Below are 5,217 nucleotides of genomic sequence, written 5' to 3'. Positions count from 1 at the left end.
CACGCTGAGAGTTCGACGGCCAGGTAGGGAAGCCACAAGTGGAAATGCCTAACAAAGCAATCAAGGTGACCCGTTACACTCGGTGGTTTTGGTCTGGAGTTCGGTGTGCATTGTTGGTTCAGTGTGGGGCACCTTATCGCAGGCGTTAGGCATGGGAAAAGCCTGCTTTATGATCTGGTCGTAACAGCATCGCCCAAGAACGGGAAATCTTAGGCCACTCGTTCATCGTAAGGCTGTCCTTAAAGATCTGAGAAATGCAGGTTGCTACGTTCTTTGCTGCCTCAGGCGGTGGCAATAAACGTTCCTAGTTTCCTCGATGCATTGCTGTGAAAGGCTTGTCGTAAACTCAACCCATCAGTCCAGTGATGCAGCCTTGATTAGCATCTCATCAGGATGTCATGTAAGTGTATCTGGCTTTAAGATGCTGATAGTATTAGTGTTACTTGAGATTTAGTGCATGCTGTATCCCATGGTTGGCAGCGGACTGCGCTGAGAGTTTGGCGGCAAAGTAGGAATACCACAAGTGGAAATGCCTAACAAAGCAATCAAGGTGACCCATTACACTCGGCAGTTTTGGTTTGAAGTTCGATGCGCTTGGTAAGCTGGCCGTGGGGCACCTTATTGCAGGCGTTAGGCATGGGAAAAGCCTGCTTTATGATCTGGTCGTAACCGCATTGCTCAATAACGGGAAATCTTAGGCCATTCGCTCATTGTAGGGCTGTCCTTAGAGTTCTGGGAAGTGCAGGTTATTCCGTTCTTTGCTGCCTCAGACGGTGGCAATAAACATTCATTGTTTCCTCGTTGCATTGCTGCGAAAGGCCTTTCTTCAATTCAACCAATCAGTCTGGAGAAGCAGCCACGATTAGCATCTCATCAGGATGTCATTTAAATGTATCTGGCTTTAAGGTGCTGATAGTATTGGGGTTACTTGAGGTTCAGTGCGTGCTGTATCCCATGGTTGGCGGCGGACTGCGCTGAGAGTACGGCGGCCAAGTAGGAATTTCACATGTGGAAATGCCTAACAAGGCAATCAAAGTGACCCATTACACTCGGCGGTTTTGGTTCGAAGTTCAGTGTGCTTTGTTAGTTTCGTGTGGGGCACCTTATTGCAGGCGTTATGCCTAGTAATCTTATCCAGGCGACATTGAAATTGAAAATATAAGGGTGAAGCGTGCTTCTGAGTATTTTAGACTTCCTGTTCACAATTGGTGGTATTGGTGTTTTGATCTCGATTATAGCCTTTATCGCTATGATGATATTTGTAAAACGACTGAACCCTAAAATTATTCTTATGATGATTGCTATCTTCGTAGTGACACTTTCCGTTACCTTTACTTTTCCAAGTATTGCTCGCTCAGAGTTACGTGCGAAGCTCTCTCAAGAGATTATCAGCTCAACATCAGATGGACACATTAACCGAGATGAGACTGTCGCAGCACTAAAACAGATATCGTATGTTCAGGGTACAAACTCGCATTTACTTCAACGGTTTGGTTTTACAATTCAAACTGCTGAAGAGGTCATTTATTTAGAGTTGGCTAGAGACTCTAACGATAGTAAAACATATTGGGTTTTCTATCCTAGATATCGTGCTGGGCGGCTAAATGGTATCGGTAAAGTTAGATTGAAGTAGTGTCAGCCGCTGATAGGCATAACAAAGCAATCAAGGTGACCCGTTACACTCGGCGGTTTTGGTCTGGAGTTCGGTGTGCTTTGTTAGTTTAGTGCGGGGCACCTTATCGCAGGCGTTAGTTGCCAACCGGCTACAATTAGTCGGTTGGGAATTTTTGTTTCTGGTGAAGAACGCGCATTACACGAATGATTGAGCCTTCAATCCAGTATGACACGATCATTGAAATTTCGGGGATAATCAGAAGTCGTCCTCGTGTACCATCACGTTGGACACCCATAAGTGGTTGTTCTAAAAGATTTTCTACTTTTGCCTCAATGATTTCATCCGTTCGTTCAGCTGCCGCAGGGTTAAAATCGTAAAGAAACTCAAAGATCTTTTCGCGATCGTTAAGAGATTCTTCTTCCCATAAAATCATTGCTTACCTCGGTTACGGATTTTAGCTTTACGCTCAGCCATTCGAGATTTAGCAGACTCATGGTCAATAAAAACCGCCTTTCCTGAGTCAAACTTCTCAAAAGCTAGGTTAACTTGTTCAGTCAACCAAGCATCATGAGATAAAGTTTTTCTTTGTTGTTCAGCTAGTTGCTCAGTAAGTTCACGACAAGCATCGCTCAAGGTTCGACCTTGGCTTTCAGCCATTTGTTGTGCTAAGCGTTTTGTTTCTTCATCAACACGAAACTGAATTCTAGTGTCCATGACCAGCTCCTAAGTGAGTGTGTGTACAAATGTTAGCACTAGAGGTCGGTAACGGCAACTAACAAAGGTATCAAGGTGACGCTTTACACTCGGCAGTTTTGGTTTGAAGTGCGGTGGGTTTGGTAAGTTCACCGTGGCGCACCTTATCCCAGGCGTTATGTGCTATTCGTGTAAAGAAGGAGAGTGATGTGAAACTATATAAATATTTACCTTCGCAATTTGTAGATAATGTCACTTTGAGAGGTGAGCTCCTATTTAGAAATCTATCATACTTCAGGCAGTTTGAGGATGATCGTCGCGGTGATCCATTAGAAGGTTTTCATCGTGATAATCCAGATAATGATATAACGTTATCCTGTCCAGATACTGGTAGGTTATTAGCAAAAGGTGACTATTCATTTCTTAATTCAACAAACTCCGATCTCATTTTTGTTTTTTGTTTATCAAAAGAGCATTCAGCACGACTATATGATGAATTTGAGGCGGATGCGTGTATAGAAATCACCGATACACAAGAATTCATGAAACGCAGTAGGTTTGCAGTGAAGAGACTTATCTCCTCACATAAGAGTGGCTTATTAAATAGCGACGTTATCTACTATCGAGACAATGCACCAGCAGGCTTTAATATAAAAGATCCTAAGAATTTAGCCTTTGCTAAAGGTGTTCACTATACGCATCAAAATGAGCATCGGATGGTTTTTGGTACACGAAAGGCATTTGACTTAACCCAATCAATAATCATTAACAAATCGTATGACTTTATCGACGATGCAAAGAAAGGGAATGCGAAGAGTAAGTTACTTAGGATTGGTAATATTTCAGATATCGTGAAAGTACACTACGTTTAAATGTTCGTACTGGGCACATAACAAGGCAATCAAGGTGACCCGTTACACTCAGCGGTTTTGGTATGAAGTTCGGTGTGCTTTGATGGTTTAGTGTGGGGCACCTTATTGCAGGCGTTAAATTTTAGGTGGTATCAGTGGAATTTCCAGAAGTAAAAAGGTTATATAAGTTTAGATCGTTGAGGTCTGGAGTAGATGAAGATGGTAAACCAATATACAACCAATTCACGATTTCCATGCTGAGGGAGAATACTGCATGGATAGCTCGACCAGATACGTTTAATGATCCGTTTGATTGTAACTATCGTCCAATCCCAGCTCGAATGAAAGAAGGTGATGAGTTATTTATTGATGACTTACCTCCTCATGAAGTAGAAGCAAAAATTATAAATGATTTACCTAAAGGTTGTTCTGACCGTGAAATGGAACAAGCAATCTTTAGGGTTGCTGAGTTTAGAAACGACCATATCCAGCATATGATCAATAGTTACTGCGTTTTAAGTTTGAGTGAGGAATGCGATCATACCTTACTTTGGTCGCACTATGCGGATCAGCATCGGGGTATATGTATTCAATATGCTCGGTCTGAAAATAGTAACTTAAGTGGTGAACTGAGCAGGCCCGTTAGATATCGTCGACATTATTATTCCGTAGATCACAAGGATTATCAGGTGTTTTTACGTGATCATGTGTATTCCCCAAGCGGAAAAGACTGGAAAAATGGAAATAATCTCTTAACTAACGCTATTTTCACTAAATCTGAGCAGTGGTTTTATGAAAAAGAATGGCGTGTAGCTATGCCTTTTCCTCAACCTGCCAAGGGCTTTAATCTCAAAATTGATGTGCCGATTATATCGGTGATTTTTGGCTGTTTGACACCTGAAGAGGACAAGAAAGTTGTTATGGATATCCTAGGTGATGACGTTCGCTATTATCAAGCTTGGAAGTCAAAAATGGAGCATAAGTTAGATGTTATACCCGAAGAGGAGTGGCGCGGGCGTATGGATTATTATCAAAGCGAAAGGGATATCTCGAAATACTTAAAATAAAATTTAACAAAGCAATCAAGGTGATGCGTTACACTCGGCGGTTTTGGTATGGAGTTCAGTGTGCTTTGTTCGTTCAGTGGGGCACACCTTATTGCAAGCGTTATGTTGCTATTCGAATCAATGAGATCAGAGAAATATAATGGCATTTTCAAGTGATCAGATGAAAAAATACGAAATTGCGGTATCCGAGTTGCTTGAATGTTATAATGATCGAGCGAAAAGTAGTGGGGTTAACCTCGGCTATCGGTTTAATAATCAAAGTATTGAAATATTTGAGTGCCATCCCAGCAAAGAGCATGAACGAGGTTTTTTCGAGTTCATGGTGGCAAAAATCACCTTTGTAAATACCAAGCAGCATTGGAAAATATTTCGGCTAACAGGCAATCTTAAATGGGTTAGTTATAAACGTTTTCCAATTGCTAAAACACTTGAAGAAGCATTGTCTTCGATTGAGTCGGATGACGATCGATTGTTTTGGGGAGTAGCTTGTTAAACTGCAACATAACAATGCAATCAAGGTGACCCGTTACACTCGGCGGTTTTGGTTCGAAGTTCAGTGTGCTTTGCTAGTTTAGTGTGGGGCACCTTATTGCAGGCGTTAGGCATGGGAAAAGCCTGCTTATTGATCTGGTCGTAACCGCATCGCCCAAGAACGGGAAATCTTAGGTCATTCGTTCATAGTAGGGCTGTCCTTAACGTTCGGAGAAATGCAGGTTGCTCCGTTCTTTGTTGCCTCTGATGATGGCAATATACATTCCTAGCTTCTTCGATACACCGCTGTGAAAGGCTTGTCGTCAACTTAACCCATTCGTTCAGTGATGCAGCCTCGATTAGCTCCTCACCAGGCTGTCATGCAAATGTAGTTGGCTTTAAGGTGTTGATAGTTATCATGTCCAGTGAGGATTAGTGAGTGCCGTATCGCACGGTTGGCGCCGCAGTACGTTGAGAGTTCGGCGGCCAAGTTGGGAAGCCACAAGTGGAAATGCCTAAC

At 42.5% G+C, this 5,217-nt stretch carries 6 protein-coding genes; 4 read left to right on the top strand and 2 right to left on the bottom strand.

Features of this window, described 5'->3' with window-relative positions; translation table 11 throughout:
• Positions 1–1,171: 1,171 nt before the first annotated feature.
• Positions 1,172–1,633 (top strand): hypothetical protein, encoded by a 462-nt coding sequence (locus EIZ48_RS27480; RefSeq protein WP_160658477.1) that lies wholly within the window; start codon positions 1,172–1,174, stop codon positions 1,631–1,633.
• Positions 1,634–1,769: 136 nt separating this feature from the next.
• On the opposite strand, the gene EIZ48_RS27475 is transcribed toward EIZ48_RS27480, so the two are convergent.
• A complete protein-coding gene (locus tag EIZ48_RS27475) occupies positions 1,770–2,048 on the bottom strand; it encodes a type II toxin-antitoxin system RelE/ParE family toxin (RefSeq protein WP_160658475.1) in 279 nt (92 codons plus the stop codon).
• Entirely contained in the window at positions 2,045–2,329 is a 285-nt protein-coding gene (locus tag EIZ48_RS27470) for a type II toxin-antitoxin system TacA family antitoxin (RefSeq protein ID WP_160658473.1), read from the bottom strand. Before EIZ48_RS27470 ends, EIZ48_RS27475 begins: the two co-directional genes overlap by 4 nt.
• Positions 2,330–2,517: 188 nt before the next feature.
• Between EIZ48_RS27470 and EIZ48_RS27465 the strand changes: the two genes are divergently transcribed.
• The 3 genes from EIZ48_RS27465 (at position 2,518) to EIZ48_RS27455 (ending at position 4,719) form a co-directional block, all read left to right on the top strand.
• Entirely contained in the window at positions 2,518–3,180 is a 663-nt protein-coding gene (locus EIZ48_RS27465) for a hypothetical protein (protein ID WP_160658472.1), read from the top strand.
• A 134-nt stretch (positions 3,181–3,314) separates the two neighbouring features.
• A complete protein-coding gene (locus tag EIZ48_RS30000; RefSeq protein ID WP_160658470.1) occupies positions 3,315–4,226 on the top strand; it encodes a DUF2971 domain-containing protein in 912 nt (303 codons plus the stop codon).
• Positions 4,227–4,365: 139 nt separating this feature from the next.
• Positions 4,366–4,719, top strand: coding sequence for a DUF3024 domain-containing protein (locus tag EIZ48_RS27455; RefSeq protein WP_205298625.1), 354 nt, complete (start codon positions 4,366–4,368; stop codon positions 4,717–4,719).
• The last annotated feature ends 498 nt before the right edge of the window (positions 4,720–5,217 follow it).

The sequence above is a fragment of the Photobacterium alginatilyticum genome, assembly GCF_009910675.1.
Classification (GTDB): Bacteria; Pseudomonadota; Gammaproteobacteria; order Enterobacterales; family Vibrionaceae; genus Photobacterium; species Photobacterium alginatilyticum.
This window is presented reverse-complemented; position numbering and strand designations above follow the sequence as displayed.